Source organism: Pseudomonas sp. FA117 (assembly GCF_057370475.1).
In genome coordinates this window covers 722,423-739,399 of the sequence record NZ_CM170675.1, presented here as the reverse complement: position 1 = coordinate 739,399, position 16,977 = coordinate 722,423, and the positions used below count along the sequence as shown (strand labels likewise).

At 65.8% G+C, this 16,977-nt stretch carries 10 protein-coding genes and 1 pseudogene; 5 read left to right on the top strand and 6 right to left on the bottom strand.

Annotation, left to right across the window (positions count from 1 at the left end; genetic code table 11):
* Positions 1 to 141 precede the first annotated feature (141 nt).
* Genes AC1TXO_RS03515 through AC1TXO_RS03500 form a run of 4 tightly spaced genes read left to right on the top strand, consistent with a single transcriptional unit; the run spans position 142 to position 9,911 of the window.
* Entirely contained in the window at positions 142 to 1,146 is a 1,005-nt protein-coding gene (locus AC1TXO_RS03515; protein WP_486405063.1) for a hypothetical protein, read from the top strand.
* 41 nt (positions 1,147 to 1,187) lie between these two features.
* The gene (locus tag AC1TXO_RS03510) at positions 1,188 to 4,220 is read left to right on the top strand and encodes a porin (RefSeq protein ID WP_486405062.1); all 3,033 of its coding nucleotides are present in this window, start codon (positions 1,188 to 1,190) and stop codon (positions 4,218 to 4,220) included.
* Positions 4,221 to 4,230: 10 nt separating this feature from the next.
* Positions 4,231 to 8,061, top strand: coding sequence for a beta strand repeat-containing protein (locus tag AC1TXO_RS03505; RefSeq protein WP_486405061.1), 3,831 nt, complete (start codon positions 4,231 to 4,233; stop codon positions 8,059 to 8,061).
* An 8-nt stretch (positions 8,062 to 8,069) separates the two neighbouring features.
* On the top strand, positions 8,070 to 9,911 hold the full coding sequence (locus AC1TXO_RS03500) for a peptide transporter (RefSeq protein ID WP_486405060.1): 1,842 nt from the start codon (positions 8,070 to 8,072) through the stop codon (positions 9,909 to 9,911).
* A gap of 88 nt (positions 9,912 to 9,999) precedes the next feature.
* Here AC1TXO_RS03500 and AC1TXO_RS03495 read toward each other — a convergent pair whose 3' ends face one another.
* The 6 genes and pseudogenes from AC1TXO_RS03495 to AC1TXO_RS03470 all read right to left on the bottom strand — a co-directional run bounded on the left by AC1TXO_RS03495 (position 10,000) and on the right by AC1TXO_RS03470 (position 16,097).
* Positions 10,000 to 11,025 (bottom strand): PDDEXK nuclease domain-containing protein, encoded by a 1,026-nt coding sequence (locus tag AC1TXO_RS03495; RefSeq protein ID WP_486405059.1) that lies wholly within the window; start codon positions 11,023 to 11,025, stop codon positions 10,000 to 10,002.
* Positions 11,026 to 11,158: 133 nt separating this feature from the next.
* On the bottom strand, positions 11,159 to 12,565 hold the full coding sequence (locus tag AC1TXO_RS03490) for an amino acid permease (protein WP_486405058.1): 1,407 nt from the start codon (positions 12,563 to 12,565) through the stop codon (positions 11,159 to 11,161).
* Positions 12,566 to 12,907: 342 nt separating this feature from the next.
* Positions 12,908 to 13,003: pseudogene (locus tag AC1TXO_RS03485) on the bottom strand (hypothetical protein); the annotation flags it as partial.
* Positions 13,004 to 13,105: 102 nt separating this feature from the next.
* Positions 13,106 to 14,449, bottom strand: a complete 1,344-nt coding sequence (gene gudD, locus AC1TXO_RS03480) for a glucarate dehydratase (protein WP_486405057.1) — start codon at positions 14,447 to 14,449, stop codon at positions 13,106 to 13,108.
* A 26-nt stretch (positions 14,450 to 14,475) separates the two neighbouring features.
* Positions 14,476 to 15,828 (bottom strand): MFS transporter, encoded by a 1,353-nt coding sequence (locus AC1TXO_RS03475; protein ID WP_486405056.1) that lies wholly within the window; start codon positions 15,826 to 15,828, stop codon positions 14,476 to 14,478.
* 23 nt (positions 15,829 to 15,851) lie between these two features.
* Positions 15,852 to 16,097 carry a hypothetical protein gene (locus tag AC1TXO_RS03470; protein ID WP_486405055.1) on the bottom strand — a complete coding sequence of 82 codons (246 nt, stop codon included), beginning with the start codon at positions 16,095 to 16,097 and terminating at the stop codon, positions 15,852 to 15,854.
* A gap of 120 nt (positions 16,098 to 16,217) precedes the next feature.
* On the opposite strand from AC1TXO_RS03470, the gene AC1TXO_RS03465 reads away from it, so the two are divergent.
* On the top strand, positions 16,218 to 16,904 hold the full coding sequence (locus AC1TXO_RS03465; protein WP_486405054.1) for a FadR/GntR family transcriptional regulator: 687 nt from the start codon (positions 16,218 to 16,220) through the stop codon (positions 16,902 to 16,904).
* Positions 16,905 to 16,977 lie beyond the last annotated feature (73 nt).

Sequence of the window (16,977 nt, the reverse complement as noted above, 5' to 3'; positions counted from 1 at the left end):
AATATCAAAACAGTCGATTCAAGATATTTTATCTCGGGAAAATCCGCTGCTAGGATCGGCGCCATAACTCCAATCAAACCGGCCGATCCCTGTACACTGCCCCCGGATCCGACCGGCACCGCACTCATTCGAGGTGGTTACATGCCGTACCCTGCCCTGCGCTTCCTGCTGCTCCTGATTGCCAGCCTGCTGGCCTTGCCTGCGCTCGCCGCACCCCAGACCCTGCGCCTGGGCGACAGCGCGCCCTACAACTTCGTCGCCTTTGCCAACAACGACCTGCAGCGTGCCAGCCTGCCCGTACAGCGCGCCGTGGTGCTGCTGCACGGGGTGCGGCGCAATGCCGACGACTACTACGACAGTGGCGAGAAACTTCTGGAAAATGCCGGTTTCAGCGCTGCCGACACCCTGCTGCTGGCCCCCAACTTCCTCACCCCCAGCGACCGCCGCGCCGGCGACGACATGCCGCTGTGGCCCAAGGACAAGTGGATGCATGGCACCGAGTCGCAGAGCGGCCGGGCCGGTATCGCCGGTTTCACAGTACTCGACGACCTGCTCGCCTACCTCGGCAACCGCCAGCACTTCCCCGCGCTCAAGGAAATCGTGTTCATCGGCCATTCCGCCGGTGGCCAGCTGATGCAGCGCTACACCCTGCTCGGCGACGGCGACCAACACCTGCGCGCCAGCGGCATCCAGGTGCACTATGTGGTGTCGAGCCCCTCGTCGTACCTGTACCTGGACGACAACCGCCTGCAGGACGGCGCGTTCAAGCCGGTGCTCACGGTCATGTGCCCCAGCTACAACCAGTACCGCTATGGCCTGGAACGCGCTCCTGCGTACTTCACCCGCCAGGGCCTGGACGCCGTCCAGGTGTTTCGACGCTATGCCGCACGCGACATCACCTACATGGTCGGCGAGCTCGACAACAAGCCCGACGACCGGGTGATGGACCGCGCCTGCGGCGCCGCCATGCAAGGCGACACCCGCGTCGAGCGCCAGCTCAACTACCTGCGCTACGAGGCTTTCCTCTCGCAGAAATGGAACGTGCCCATCCATCACCCGCAGTTCCAGGTAGGCAAGGTCGGACATAACGCCGCCCGCCTGTTCGCTGCCAAACAGGTTGCCGGCAACCTGCTGCAGACCCGCTGAGCACTGACGCACTTCCTACAAAAACAACAAAAGAATCTGCCATGACCCGGACTACCTTCCCCGCCCACGTGCGCCGGGCGTTGCACCCGCGCGCCCTGACTTTACTCACCGCCGCCATGCTGGCCGGCCAGGCCCAGGGCGAAACCCTGCCCAGCGCCGGCTCGCTGTTCGACACCAACCGCGACAGCCTGCGCCCGGCGCAGCGCAGCCAGCAGCCCCAGGGCAGCGTGCGCATCGAAGCCGAGGACGACCAACGCCAGGCCCAGGGCACTGCACCTGCCGGCCCGTCGTTCAGTTTCAAGGTCTCGGCCTTCAAGCTCAGCGGCAACCGCGAGATCAGCGAATCGCGCCTGCAACAGGAACTGCAGGGCGATATCGGCCGCGAGCTCGACCTCGCCGGCCTGCGCGCCGCCGCCGACCGCATCACCGCGCTGTACCGCAGCCGCGGCTACCTGGTGGCCCGCGCCTACCTGCCGCCGCAGGAAATCGAAGGCGGCGTGGTCAGCCTCGACGTGCGCGAAGGCAAGGTCGGCACGGTGCGCACCGAGCCAGGCCCGGGCGTGCGCCTGAATGCCGGCATGCAGCAGCGCTTCGTCGATGCCCTTCCCAGCGGCAGCGTGATCCGCGAGCAGGACATGGAGCGCGTGCTGCTGCGCCTGTCCGATATCGCCGGGGTGTCCGTGCGCGCGGTGCTGCAGCCCTCGCGTCAGCCCGGCGCTGCCGACATCGTGCTCAAGCTCAGCGAGATGACCGCCTGGACCGGCAGGGTCAGCTTCGACAACTACGGCAACTACTACACCGGCAGCAACCGGATGAGCACCAACGTCAGCCTCAACGACGCCTTCGGCTTCGGCGAGAGCCTGTATTTCAACAACCAGGCCAGCTTCGAGGGCCTGGACATCAAGGGCGTGGGCATGCGCCTGCCGCTGGGCGCCAGCGGCATCAGCGTCGGTGCCAGCTACGCCGAGATGGACTACAGCATCGGCAAAGGCCTGAAGACCGCCAACGCCAGCGGCAGCGCCCAGGTGTCGTCGCTGTTCGCCGATGCCTCGCTGCTGCGCAGCCGCGACGCCAACATCGGCTTGAACCTGGCCCAGGAACACCGTTACTTCGACGACGCCGCCGGCGCCTTCGAGGTGCGCAAGAGCGCCGTGTTCCGCGGCCTGACCCTGTACGGCGACTGGCGTGACGGCTGGGCCGGCAGCAACCGCTGGAGCCTCGGCTACGGCATCGGCCACCTGGACAAGCGCACCCCGCTCGACGAAGCCCTCGACGCCCTGACCGCCGAGGCCGCCGGCACCTACCACAAGGGCACCCTGTCGTTCAGCCGCCTGCAGGCGCTCGGCGGTGGTTACTCGCTGTATGCCGCCATCAGTGGCCAGTGGGCCAACAAGAACCTCGACAGCTCGGAGAAATTCACCCTCGGCGGCCCCAACGGCGTGCGCGCCTACGGCGTGGGCGAAGCCGCCGGTGACGAAGGCCTGCTGGGTCGCGTCGAGCTGCGCAAGTACCTGGGCAACATCAACGGCGCCATCGCCGAGGGTGCGCTGTTCGCCGACGCCGGCCGGGTGAAAGTGAACAAGAAGCCCTGGGACGACAGCGAGAACACCCTCAGCCGCCATGGCTACGGAGTCGGCGTGAACATCTATCACCGCGACCTGGTGATGAACGCCAGCCTGGCCTTCTCCAACGGCGACGACCCGACCAGCGACGAGCGCGACGCCAGGCGTTTCTGGCTGTCGGTCAGCGGCTCGCCGCAGGCCTTCGCCGGCCTGGCCAAGGACCTCGGCACCCGCGAGGACTTCCGCGACAAGAACACCGAGCTGACCCTCTACGGCTCGCTCGGCCTGGTACCCGAATACGTCAACCGCCACGACTCGACCCGCCAGGCACCGGCCGACCAGAGCAAACTGGCCACCCCCAACGGCCGCAACATGAACAGCTACCTGCGCGCCCGCGACAACGTGTCCTACGTTGGCGCCCATGCCGGTATCCCGATCAACGACACCTCGCGCTTCCTCTGGCAGCTCGAATACGGCATCTCGGTCAACTACACGCTGTCGGGCGACGAAACCGCGCCCAAGTCGATCTCACCCAACACCCGCCTGCGCAACTCCGCCGTGGCCTTCGACGACGACCGCTACGGCACCCTGCTCTACGGGGTCTGGGACATGCCGCTCAAGGAGAGCACCACCAGCCTCGATCCGTTCAACGGCAAGACCGCTGGCGCCTACTACAACATCATCGGCTCGCCCGGCTTCAACGTCAGCATGGCCAGCAACGTCAACGGTCCCGCCAGCCGTGCCGACAGCAGCGAAAGCTCCGATGCCGCATTCAACCGGCGCCAGTCGGGCGTGGTCGCCTGGTGGTCGCCGGAGTGGAACGGCCTGACCCTCAAGCTCGCCTACTCCAACAACGGCACCCGCGCCGCAGAAGACGTCGACAACGGCTACATCTATGGCGGCAGCCTGACCTACCAGAACGGTGGCTTCACCGCCGTGGCAGCCGCCGAGCGCCACGTCGACTACTTCGGTATCGCAAGCCTTGGCCGCAACTCGCGCGGGGTCGGCAGCAACACCCACGTGACCGACGGCACCTCGTCCAACGACTACAGCTACCGCCTGGGCCTGGGCTACAAGATCGGCGACACCCAGCTGTCGCTGGTGGCCGACGAACTGCACTACTCCGAGGACGGCGTGGTGAACAACAGCCTCAACGTCAGCGACCTGTCCGACTACAAGCGCCGCGCCTACATGCTCGGCGTCAGCCACCGCCTCGGCGCCTGGCGCCTGCGCGCCAGCTACGCACGTGCCCTGGCCGGCGACTGCCAGATGATCTCGGCTGCCAACTACCAGTGCGACACCAGCGGCATGGGCGCGCGCCAGTACGCCCTGGGCGTGGGCTATCGCCTGAGCCGCAACAGCGAAATCTTCGCCCACTACGTGCTGCTGCAGAACGAGTCGCTGGCCAACTACAACTTCGCCGTGGTCGGCGCCTTTGCCGCCAGCGGTCATTCGCCGGGCGTGGGCACCACGATCAACGCCATCGGCACCGGTTTCAACTATTCGTTCTGAGGAGACGACCATGCATGCCACCCTTTCCCGTCGTCCCCAACGGCCGACCCTCAAACCCCTGGCCCTGGCCGTGCTGTGCGCGGTACACGGCCTGATGCCGCTGCAGGCCATGGCGCTGGACGCCGGTGCCCTGCCGACGAACGGCCAGATCACCTCCGGCAGCGGCGGCATCAGCCAGGCCGGCAATGTGCTGGACGTTACCCAGAACAGCCAGCAGATGATCGCCACCTGGGAGCGTTTCAACATCGGCAAGGACGCCCAGGTCAACTTCCACCAGCCCAACGCCTCGGCAGTGGCGCTGAACCGGGTGACCGCCAGCGACGCCTCGCAGATCCTCGGCCAGCTCAACGCCAACGGCCAGGTGTACCTGATCAACCCCAGCGGCGTGCTGTTCGGCAACGGTGCGTCGGTCAACGTCGGCGGCCTGGTCGCCAGCACCCTGGACATCAACGACGAGGACTTCAAGGCCGGTCGCCTGCGCTTCCAGGGTGACGGCCAGCGCGGCGCGGTGATCAACCAGGGTACGCTGCGTGCCGCCGACGGTGGCAGCATCGCCCTGCTCGGTAGCGAGGTGCGCAACGAAGGCGCCGTGGTCGCGCGGATGGGTTCGGTGGTGCTCGGTGGCGGCGAGAAGATCACCCTCGACTACAACGGCGACGGCCTGATCAACCTGCAGGTCGATGAAGCTGCTGTCGGCGCCAGCGTCGCCAACCGCGGCCTGCTGCAGGCCGACGGCGGCACGGTGCTGATGAGCGCGCGCACCAGCGATGCGATGGTCGGCAGCGTGGTCAACAACGAAGGCGTGATCGAGGCGCGCAGCCTGCAACAGCGCAACGGGCGCATCGTCCTGGACGGTGGCGACAGCGGCGTGGTCGCCAATAGCGGCGTACTCGATGCTTCGGGCCGTGGTGCAGGCGAGCATGGCGGCAACGTGACCCTGACCGGCGAATACGTCGGTCTGTTCGAGCAAGGTCGCATCGATGCCTCCGGCAGCACTGGCGGCGGCAGCGTGCTGCTGGGCGGCGACTACCAGGGCAGCGGCCCACTGCACCAGGCTACGGCGACCTACATGGGCCAGGATGCACGTATCGACGCCAATGCACTGGGCGACGGAGACGGTGGCAAGGTCATCCTCTGGTCGCGTGACAGCACCCGCTTCGAGGGGGTGATCAGCGCCACGGGGGCCGGCGCCGGCAAGGGCGGTCTGGTCGAGACTTCCGGCAATGCCCTCGATGTGACCGGCCTGGTCAACCTCGCCGCAGCGTCCGGCCAGGGCGGCACCTGGCTGCTCGATCCGTTCAACATCAACATCACCAGCGGTGCCAGCAATGGCACCTCCAGCAGCAGCCCGTTCACCCCCAACGCCGGGCGCAGCTCCAACCTCAGCTCGGCGACGCTCAACGCTTCGCTCAGCGAAGGTGCCAACATCATCGTGCAGACCTCTTCCGGCGCAGGCACCTCCGGCGACATCAACGTGCTGGACAACGTCAAGGCCCAGGGCAACGCCAGCCTCACGCTGATCGCCCACCGCAACGTCAGCATGAATGGCACCAGCATCAGCAACGCCGACGGCAAGTCGCTGAACGTCTCGATGCTGTCGAACTTCAACAACAGCGGCAACGGCTCCATCGCCCTGAACAACGCCACCATCAACACCAACGGCGGCAAGCTCACCCTGGGCAGCGCGGCCGACCCGGTCAATGGCTATGCCAGCACCAACGTCAGCAACGGCACCGGCGTGGCCATCAGCAACGGCACGCAGCTCACCACCAATGGCGGCGACATCAGCATTCGCGGCGCCACCTCGGCCACGCTCGGGTCAGGCTCCAGCGCCACGGCGGTGAACATCTCCGGCAGCACCCTGGATGCCGGTGGCGGCAATATCGACATCATCGCCCTGCAGGCCAGCACCAGCGGCACGGGCGATGCCTTCATCCTCACCGGCGGCAGCAACCTGCTCACCGACGGCGCAGGCGCCATCGCCATCAGCGCCGACAACCTCGGCGGCGGCAACGGCGCGCGGGTGTTCAGCACCAGCAACAACATCGCTGCCCGCGGTTCGGGCAATGTCACCCTCAGCGGCAATGCCGTTTCAGGCTTCGGCGTGCTGGTGTGCTCCACGGCCGCAGGCTCGACGCAGAATCTTTCGGTAGGCAGCGGCACGCTTACGGTCAAGGGCAGCAGCGCCAGCAACCGCGGCCTGTACGTGGCCGCCTCCGGCAGCGGTGCGGTGAATCTGCGCGGCGACAACGGCGGGCGCATCGTGCTCGGTGGCGACAGCGGGGGCAGTTATGGCACCGCGCTCAACGTCACCGGCGCCAGCGCCTCGATCAACCTGACCAGCGCCGGCGACATCAGCGTCGAAGGCAACACCAGCGGTGGCAGCACTCCGGCGCTGGCGCTGATCGCGGCGGGCAACGGCAACGCCAACACGCCGGGCTCGCGCATCAACATCGCCAGCAGCGCCGGCAATGTGCGGCTCAAGGCCGACAACGCGGTCATCAACACCGGCTCCGGTTCGTTCCGCGCGCTCTACCTGGATGCCAGCGGCGACTACTCGAACATCCGCGTCAACAGCGCCAGCGGTAACCTGGTGCTGGAAGGCACCAGCGCCTCGGGGCGTGGCGTGGACATCGCCCCGTCCGGCCGTGGCGCCGCCATCGACCTGGGCAGCGACAGCGGCGATGTGCTGATCAGCGGCACCAGCAGCAACAGCTGGGGCGGCTACGGCATCTTCCTCAACTCCACCGGCAGCTCGCGCGGCGTGGCCATCACCACCGGGACCGGCAACATCACCCTGCGCGGCGACTCGGTCGGCACCTCCGACGCCATCGCCCTGGGCGGCAGTGGTACCGCCTCGACCAACCGCATCAGCTCCAACGGTGGCAACATCCTGCTCGACGGCCATTTCCACTCGCCCAACAGCGATGAGCTGGACCACGGTATCGCCCTGCTCAGCGTCACCAACATCATCCAGACCACCGGCTCCGGCAACGTCAGCCTGATCGGCCGCGCCACCGCCGCAGGCGATGCCATCGACTTCTACAGCAGCGGCATCAACCGCCTGAGCGTCGAGAACGGCACCCTCAGCCTCGACGGCAGCGCGGTCGCCGCCCATGGCATCAGCATGCTCACCGGACGGACCGACCTGCGCGCCACCGGCAGCGGCTCGATCAGCCTGCAGGGCTATTCGCAGCAGGCCAACGGCATCCACTTCTTCCCCTCGACCGCCAGCAGCTCGGTGACCCTCTCCACGCAAGGCGGCAACCTCAGCCTCAATGGACGCAGCGACGGCGGCGCCAATGGCAACGGCGTGTTCCTGCGCACCGGCCCCAACGGCGTGGTGATCCAGTCGGCAGGTGGCGATATCAGCCTGAGCGGCATCGGCAACAACGGCGCCACCGGCATCACCTTCAACGGCTCGGGCAGCGGCGCGAACAGCCTGATCGCCACGGGCCACGGCAACCTGACCGTCACCGCCCGCAGCGACAGCGGCACGGCGCTGAACTTCGCCAGCGGCAGCAACCTGCTGCAGGTCGACGACGGTGTGCTGCTGATCGATGCCGACAGCGACAGCGGCGCATACATCGTCCACGGTAGCGACAGCACCAGGCTCACGGCCAACGGCGGCGCGGTGGTGCAGCGCCTGGGCGGGCTGGTCAACGCCACGCTGCTCGAGCGTAGCAGCGCCGATGTACGTGGCTACCAGCAAAAACAGATGGCCAACGCCAACTGGAGCCAGGTGCTCTACCCTGACTACCGGCAAACGCCGTTGCAGCCGCAGCTCGACCAGATCCACCTGGACCTGGCCCTGCTCGGCGACACGCTCGCGCAAGACTGAGGCCCGCCATGAACCAGCCCCCGTTCGCCCTGGAGCACTTCGAACAACTCTGCTACACGCGCCAGCACGAAGCGGCGGCGCGTGAACTGGTGCGCCTGCTGCTGATCATCGACCGCCACTACGGCAAGCTGTCCGGGGAGTTCAGGCTGTCGGTATCGCCTGCGGTGCCGGAGGACGAGCTGGAGAGTCACGTGCTGACGCGCCTGACCTGCGCGATCAGCGCGCTGTTCAGCGACCCGCAGTTCCAGATCAGCCCCGGGGGCTTCGACCAGCTGATCAACTTCCAGCGCTGGCTGTCGGCGCTGTTCGCCGCCAGCGCCTTCATCAACGCCGATCACATCCTGCGCACCCTCAACCTGCATGGCCAGGACAGCCCGCGCTTCGAGGTAGCGCCGGAGCAGTTGGTGAAATTCTGCATCCTCTACTCACCGGAGTCGCAGTTGCCGCTGGATGTGGAACTGCTGTGGACACAGAACCCGCAACTGGCGATGGCACTGTTCATGGCCCTGCTGTCGCCACGCTTTCTCGGCACCCCGGCGGCGCACTCCAAGCGCGAGGCGCTGCTGGCCTGGCTGCCCGAACGGCTGGACAGCCTCGACAGCCTCGATGAGTTGCCGATGGCGATCATCCACGATGCCTACATGCACTGCAGCTACGCCGACCTGCCGCAGCGCCACCGCATCAAGCGTTCGATCTGCCGCCTGATCGAGCGCAAGCTGGCCGCAGAAGGCATCGCCTCGCTGCCTGCGCCGGCCAGCACGCGCAAGGGCAGGCCGCGCATGCTGGTGGTGCTGGAGTGGTTCTCCGGGGCTCATTCGATCTACCGCACCCACTCGCGCACTCTGGAAGCCGCCCGTCAGCATTTCGAGCTGTGGGCGGTCGGCTATGCCAGCAATGTCGATGAATTGGGTCGCAGGGTGTTCGACCGCTTCATCGAGCTCAAGGCTCCGGACGACCTGCTCGCCTGCGTGCGCCAGGTGCGTGCCCTCGCCGAGGAGGTACGCCCGCAGGTGCTGTACATGCCCAGTGTCGGCATGTTCCCGCTCACCCTGTTCGTCGCCAACCTGCGCCTGGCACCGTTGCAAGTGGCGGCGCTCGGGCACCCGGCGACCACCGGCTCACGGCATGTGGACTACATCAGCGTCGAGGAGGATTTCGTCGGCGATCCGGCGTGCTTCAGCGAACGCCTGCTGCTGTTGCCCAGCGACGGCCAGCCGTACCGGCCCTCGGCGATCGAGGTCAGGCTCGGCGCCCGTGAACGGATCGACAGCCAGGAGGTGGCAATTGCCGTGGCGGCCACTACCATGAAGCTCAACCCGAGGTTTCTCCAGGCCTGCCAGCAGATCGTCGAGCGCAGCCAGGAACGTCACGGCCGGCGCGTGCGCCTGCACTTTCTGATCGGCCAGGCGCAGGGGTTGTTGTATCCGCAACTGCAGCGCCTGATCCGTCGTTATGTGCCCGACGCGGTGGTGCATCCGCACCAGCCCTATGCGCAGTACCTGGACACCTTCGACCGTTGCGACCTGTTCCTCAGCCCGTTTCCATTCGGCAACACCAACGGCATCATCGACGCCTTCACCCTGGGCTTGCCGGGCGTGTGCAAGACCGGGCCGGAGGTGTTCGAGCATATCGACGAGGGCTTGTTCAGGCGGGCGGGGTTACCGGCATGGACCATTGCCACGACGGTCGAGCAGTACATAGAGGCGGCGCTGCGCATGGTGAGCGAGCCGGCGCAGCGTGGGGCGCTGTATGCGCACCTGGGGAGCGGGAAGCCGTTGCAGCGGTTGTTCGAGGGCAGGCCGGAGATTTTTGCCGAGCATTTGCTGGCGCTGCTGGCGTGTCGTAGCTGAGCGTTCAGGGTGGCCTGACCGGCCTCGTTGCGGGCAAGTCGCAGCGGCGAACCGCCGCTGCTGCAACGAGGCGATCCGGTTTCGGTCTTCAGCGGGCGTCGAGGGCGTAGAACTCTTGCAGCTTGGCCTGCAGCAGCGCCTTGTCCGGCAGGCAGGTCTGGTACTCGGCGACGAGGGCCGGTGACAGGCTGCGGTTGAGCGCGTACTCGACCACCTCGTCATGCTTGCTGGCGCACAGCAGCACGCCGATGGCGGGATTTTCATGGTTCTTGCGTTCGTTGCGGTCCAGCGCCTCGAGATAGAAATCCAGCTTGCCCATGTACTCGGGCTCGAAGCGGCCGACCTTCAATTCCACTGCCACAAGGCAGTTGAGCCCGCGATGGAACAGCACCAGGTCCACGGCGAAGTCACGCCCGCCAACTTGCAGTGGATACTCCGAGCCGACGAAGCAGAAGTCGCGGCCAAGCTCCACGAGAAAGTCCTTCAAGCGCTGCACCAGGCCTTTATGCAAATCGGCTTCGGCATGGGCCGGGGGAAGGTCGAGGAAGTCCAGCATGTAGGTGTCACGAAACACCGAGAGGGCTTGCGGGTGGGCCTGGCTCAGGGAGGCCGAGGCCTTGAGCGGGTCGGTGACACTGCGTTCGAACAGAGCGTTCTTCATCTGGCGCTCCAGTTCGCGACTCGACCATTTCTCATGAATCGCCATGCGCAAGTAGAACTCGCGCTCTTCAGGCAGCTTGCTTTGGCTGAGAATCGTCAGATTCTGGGTCCAGGGCAATTGTGTCAGCAGTGCTGACACTTTCTCCTCGTGGCGATAGGTCTCGTAGAACTGCCGCATGCGAAAGAGGTTGCGTCGCGTGAACCCCCGTAACCCCGGCTGGGTGCGCGCAAGGTGTGCGGCCAACTGGCTGACCACGGCATCGCCCCACTCGGCATTCTCGATCTTGCGGCTGATGTAGGCGCCGACCTGCCAATACAGCTCGATGAGCTGGGTGTTGACGGCCTGCATGCAGCGTTGCCGCGCCGAGTGGATGAGGGTCACGACCTCGTCGAAGCGCTCATCTGCGGCGGGCGCGGCAGCGGTTGCGTTGTCATGTTGCGGGTGGTCTTTCATCGAAGGGCTCCTGGCATGGCTCCAAGCCAGGAAGCCTATCCAGAGTAGCGCCCTGAAGATGTCGGACCGCTCCGAGGTTGCTGTGGTATGCGACAGAGGGGGACCTAGTCCATGCGCCCCTCGTCATGACCCGTTACATCCGCCCGGCCTGACCCATCGAGCGCACCGCCACCTTGCGCCCATGCCCGCGCGTGGTGACGATGCCGAGGAACGAGATGAGGATCGCCAGGCTCAGCGTGGCACTGACCTCCGCGCGGTGCTCCTCGGTGTACATCATCACCGCCAGCGCGCAGCCGATGAAGACGATCACCCCCCAGGTCAGCCAGGGGAACAGCCACATGCGGAACTTCAGCTCCGTGCTTTCGCGCTCCAGGCGCCGGCGCATGCGCAGTTGCGAGATGGCGATCACCAGGTACACCAGCAGGGCGATGGCGCCAGAGCTGGCGAGCAGGAACTCGAACACGCCCTTGGGCGCGAAGTAGTTGAGGATGGCGATGGCCGCGCCGATCAGCGTGCTGCCGAACACTGCCGCGCGCGGCACACCGACCTTCGAGGTGCGCTTGAGCATGGCCGGGGCGTCACCGCGCCTGGCCAGCGAGAACATCATGCGCGAGGCGATGTAGATCGACGAGTTCATGCAGCTGGTCACCGCGATCAACACCACCAGGTCGACCATGAACGACGCGTTGGGGATGTTCATGATTTCCAGCGCACGCTGGTAGGAGCCCACCACCGCAAGCTGCGGATCGTTCCACGGCACCACCGAGATGATCACGAAGATCGACAGGATGTAGAAGGTGCTGATCCGCCAGATCACCGAACGCGTGGCCTTGGCGATGTTGCGCGCCGGGTCGCTGGATTCGGAAGCGGCGATGGTCACTGCTTCCGTGCCGATGAAGCTGAACATCACGGTGATGAAGGCGCCGATCACCGCCGACCAGCCCTTGGGCGCGAAGCCGCCGTGCTCGGACACCAGCGTGCTCAGGCCGCTGACTTCGCGGTTGGGCAGCCAGCCCATCAGCGCGGCGAAACCCAGGCCGATGAATCCCAGGATCGCGGTGACTTTCAAGATCGCGAACCAGAACTCGAACTCACCGTACTTGGCCACGCTGAACAGGTTGGTACAGGCCAGCAGCAATACCGAAGCAAGGGCGAAGATCCAGCTGTCGACCTGCGGGAACCAGGCGTTGAGCACATGGCCTGCGGCCAGTGCTTCGATGGGGATGACCAGCACCCAGAACCACCAGTACAGCCAGCCGATGGTATAGCCGGCCCAGCGACCGATGGCCTGGTCGGCGTAGGTGGAGAACGACCCGGTGTCGGGGTGGGCGACGGCCATTTCGCCGAGCATGCGCATGACCAGCACGACCAGCGTGCCGGCAACGAAATAGGAGAGGATGGTGGCGGGTCCGGCAGCCGCGATGGCGTGTCCGGAGCCGACGAAAAGTCCTGCGCCGATGATGCCCGCGATGGACAGCATCGTTACATGACGTGGCTTGAAACCTTGAGCAAGGTTGCCATCAGTTCCCACGGTGTTCATTGATCTTGTTCTCTTTTTGCTGACACAAGGAAGGACGGGCAGGCGTAGGCGAAAACTATCTCCTTTCTGGACAATGAGTTGCACGCGGCTCAAGTGATTTTGTTGAGATTGTTCACGGGTTGGGCGAGCGGCGGCGTCGAGGTGCGCTTCATTCAAGCAGCGCAGGTGCAGGGTAAATTGTTCCGGAGCGCCGTGAAGGTGTTCGATCACGACACCGGGTCATGGGAAGGCATGTCGGTGCGCTGCCGAGCCTGTTGGTCCGGGTCCAGCGCCGAGGCCAGGGCGTGTGCAGGCTGTTTTCGCCTTGTCTGACCTTCGTCTCAAGGCTTTTCACGCAGACCCTGGATTGTCGTTGACCTCGCTGACCACCAGCCTCTCACCGACCTGCTTGAGGTCCACCCCGTACAGCCCGTCGCCGATCAGGTTGGCGGTGGACACAAGCTGCGCGCCTCAGTGGTGCTGTTCGAGCGTGGGTAACGCCTGCGTAAAGGCGTTACCCACGCTGTCAGGCCTGGTGATGTCGTATAGACGCCACCGGCCTCAACGCACCAGGCACGGCCGCTTGTTGTCGAAGGTCCAGCCCGGCACCAGGAACTGCATCGCCACGCTGTCATCGCGCGCGCCCAGCCCCATGTTGCGGTAGCACTCATGGGCCTTCAGCAACTGGTCTTCATCCAGTTCGACCCCGAGCCCCGGCCGTGCCGGCACCCGCACATGGCCATCGACGATACGCAGCGGCTCACGCGTCAGGCGCTGGCCGTCCTGCCAGATCCAGTGGGTGTCGATGGCAGTGATCTCACCTGGCGCCGCAGCCGCCGCCTGGGTGAACATGGCCAGGGAAATGTCGAAGTGGTTGTTCGAGTGCGAACCCCAGGTCAGGCCCCAGTCATGACACATCTGCGCGACCCGTACCGAACCCTGCAAGGTCCAGAAATGCGGGTCGGCCAGCGGGATGTCCACGGCCTGGGACTGGATCGCATGGCCCATCTGCCGCCAGTCGGTGGCGATCATGTTGGTGGCGGTGGGCAGGCCGGTGGCGCGGCGGAACTCGGCCATCACCTCGCGGCCAGAATAACCGTTCTCGGCGCCGCAGGGGTCTTCGGCGTAGGCCAGCACATCGTGCTTGTCGCGGCACAGGGCAATGGCTTGCTGCAACGACCAGGCGCCATTGGGGTCAAGGGTGATGCGCGCCTCGGGGAAGCGCTCGGCCAGCGCGGTGACCGCCTCCATCTCCTCCTCGCCACGCAGCACGCCACCCTTGAGCTTGAAGTCGTTGAAGCCATAACGGGCCTTGGCGGCTTCGGCCAGGCGTACCACCGCCTCGGGAGTCAGCGCCTGTTCGTGGCGCAGACGCAGCCAGTCGTCGTCGGCGTCGGCCTCGTTGCGGTAGGCAAGGTCGGTGCGGCCGCGGTCGCCAATGTAGAACAGGTAGCCGAGCATCTTCACCGACTCGCGCTGCTGCCCTTCGCCCAGCAGCGCCGCCATCGGTACGTCCAGGTGCTGGCCGAGCAGGTCGAGCAGCGCCGACTCGATGGCCGTCACCGCGTGCACGGTGATGCGCAGGTCGAAGGTCTGCAGCCCGCGCCCGCCGGCATCGCGGTTGGCGAAAGTCTGGCGCATGGCATTGAGCACGCGCTGGTAATGACCGATCGGCTGGCCGAGCACCAGGCTGCGGCTGTCCTCGAGGGTCTGGCGGATCTTCTCGCCGCCGGGCACCTCGCCCAGGCCGGTGTTGCCGGCGCTGTCACGCACCACCACGATGTTGCGGGTGAAGAACGGGCCATGGGCGCCGCTGAGGTTGAGCAGCATGCTGTCGTGGCCGGCCACCGGGATCACGCGCAGGTCGGTGACCACCGGGGTCGAGGAATGAGGCGTCGTCTGCATGGTCGTTGTCCTTGTCTGGCAGGCGTTCAATGGGATTGACCCAGGGCCGATGGCGCCTTGAGGTCAGAGGAAGGGGCGCCCTTTGCGCGGGTGCGCACGAAGAACACGGCGATCGCTGCCAGCACCGACGTCACCGCCAGCCCGTACAGGCCGCCCTGGATCGATCCGGTCTGCTGTTCGAGCAGGCCGAAGGTGGTGGGGGCGACGAAGCCGCCGAGGTTGCCCACCGAGTTGATCAGCGCGATGACCGCAGCGGCGATGCGCGCATCGAGGTACCCCTGCGGGATCGGCCAGAACAGCGACGAAGCCGCCTTGAAGCCGATGGCGGCGAAGCACACCGCGACGAAGGCGAACACTGGCCCGCCAGTGGTCGACATGAACATGCCGATGGCCGCCACCACCAGGGCTGCAGCAACCCAGGCCTGCTGGAATTTCCAGCGCGCCGCCCCGGCGGCGAAGGCATACATCGCCAGGATCGAGATCAACCAGGGGATCGAGTTGAAGAAGCCGACCTGCAGGTCGCTGAGGTCACCCATGCGTTTGATGATGCTCGGCAGCCAGAAGGTGGCCGCGTAGATGGTCAGCTGGATGCAGAAGTAGATGACGCAGAACAGCACGATCTGGCGATCCTTGAGCAGGCGCCAGGCCGAGGTCTTGATCACTCCGCCGGCGTCGCGCTCGCGCTGTTCGCGGTCGATGGCCTCGACCAGCGCGTGCTGTTCGGCCTGGCTCAGCCACTTGGCATCCTGCGGGCGGGAGTCGAGCCAGAAGAACACGAAGAAACACAGGATCACCGAGGCCATGCCTTCGATGAACAGCATCCATTGCCAGCCGTGCAGGCCCAGGCCCTGGATCTGCATCAGCGCCCCGGCCAGCGGACCGGAGATCAGCGAGGCCAGGGCCGAGCCGCTGAGGAAGATGGCGATCGCCTTGCCGCGCTCGGCCCCCGGCAGCCAGCGGGTGAAGTAGTAGATCACCCCGGGGAAGAAGCCGGCTTCGGCGACCCCGAGCAGAAAGCGCAGCACGTAGAACTGGGTCTCGGTCTGGACGAAGGCCATGGCCGTGGCGACCAGACCCCAGGTGAACATGATGCGGGTCAGCCACAGGCGCGCACCGACCCGCTGCAGCAGCATGTTCGACGGCACCTCGAACAGCGCGTAACCGATGAAGAACAGGCCCGCACCGAAACCGTAGGCGGCGGCGCTGATGCCCAGGTCGCTCTCCAGGTGGGGGCGGACGAAACCGATGTTGACGCGGTCGAGGTAGTTGACCACGAACATGATGACGAACAGCGGCAGCACATGACGTTTGACCTTGGCGACGGCACTGGCCAGTGCATCGCCGCCGTGTGTGGCAGACGGATCGAGGGTGTGGTTCACAGGGAGTCTCCCACTCATTGTTTTTATTGAGGGTGCTGGTGGCCGACGGGCAGTTGTCTGACATCCAGATGGGAAAGAGCATATTCCTGGCGATGTTGTACGACAAGTTGCAAATTGAGGGTAAAAGACAAAATACAAGCAGTTATCTGGCTAAAAATCGTTGAAAATCTTTTATTCGGTGGTTTAAGCCGTGTAATGCAGGAGCGAATTTCAGGATGAAAAAAATCTTTGCAGGCAACTTGTCTGACAAGAAATCTGAGGGTGATCATTCGGGCCTCATCGCGGGACGAGCCCGTTCCCACAGGGATTGCTCCTGCAATCGAGCAGGGTGCCGGGAGCGGGCTCCGCGATGTGGCCTGCAACCCCAACCTGTCCTCCCGAGCGCCCTCATGCCCCGCCCTCACAGCCGCGCCCACGACCTGGTCTCGAGCCTCACCCGGCAATTGCTGCTGGGCACCTTCAAGCCCGGCGACAAGCTCCCCTCAGAGAACACCCTGGTACGCGAGTACGGGGTCAGCCGCACGGTGGTGCGCGAAGCGCTGTCCAAGCTGCAGGCTGCAGGCCTGGTCCAGGCCCGTCACGGGATCGGTACTTTCGTCATCGAGCGCCAGGCCCGCTCCGGCCTGCGCGTGGGCGCCGAGAGCGCCGCCAGTGTGCGCGACCTGCTGGAACTGCGTATCGGTCTCGAGGGCCAGGCCGCTGCGCTGGCCGCGCTGCGCCGCAACGAGCGGCAACTGGCGCAGATGCGCCAGGCCCTGGACGACTACCAGGACCTGGCCGCCGCCGGTGACAGCTGCATCGAAGCCGACCGGCGCTTCCACCTGCTGATCGCCGAGGCCACCGGCAACCTGTACTTCAGCGAAATGATGGCGCAACTGGGCGACGGCCTGATCCCGCGCAAGCGCATGGCCCAGGCCGAGCGCGCCGGGCCCAACCTGGCCGGGCACGCCTACCTGGCCAACCTGGAGCACGAGGCGATCCTCAATGCCATCCGCCGACAGGACCCGGACGCGGCGCGGGCAGCGATCTGCCTGCACCTGTCCAACAGCCGCGACCGCCTGCTGCCGGACAGGTAGGGGCTGTGTGAAAAGTCTTGAGACGAAGGTCAGGCAAGGCGAAAACAGCCGAGGAAGCGGAGTTTACGGGTTG